This is a genomic window from Saccharothrix sp. ST-888, assembly GCF_000955975.1.
GTDB lineage: Bacteria > Actinomycetota > Actinomycetes > Streptomycetales > Streptomycetaceae > Kitasatospora.
On the sequence record NZ_JYJF01000886.1, the window covers coordinates 1 to 314 of the forward strand.

Sequence of the window (314 nt, forward strand, 5' to 3'; positions counted from 1 at the left end):
GCCCGCCCCCCCAACGCCCCGACCGCGCCGAGGATCCTGAAGCGCCGCCTTGCGGGCGGCGCCACCGCCGTCGCGCTGGTCAACCAGGACCCCGGCAACTGCGCCATGCCCAGCACCCCGCTCGGCGCGCTCGGCCCGACCGGCTCCAGCTACGGTTACAAGGGGAGCTGGAGCGGCGCTACCCGCACCACCACCGGCACCATCGGCCGCAACTGAATCCGCGCGCACGGCGTCGCGCTCTGCCGGATCAGCAGCGGCACCGGCGGCACCGGCAGCAGCCACGCGGGCATCGTCGGCGACGGCAGGTACCGCGC

Annotated in this window: 1 pseudogene; it reads left to right on the plus strand. The window is 76.1% G+C overall.

The features are described 5' to 3' along the window. Positions 1-216 (plus strand): annotated as a pseudogene (locus UK12_RS42540) (hypothetical protein); the annotation flags it as partial. Positions 217-314 lie beyond the last annotated feature (98 nt).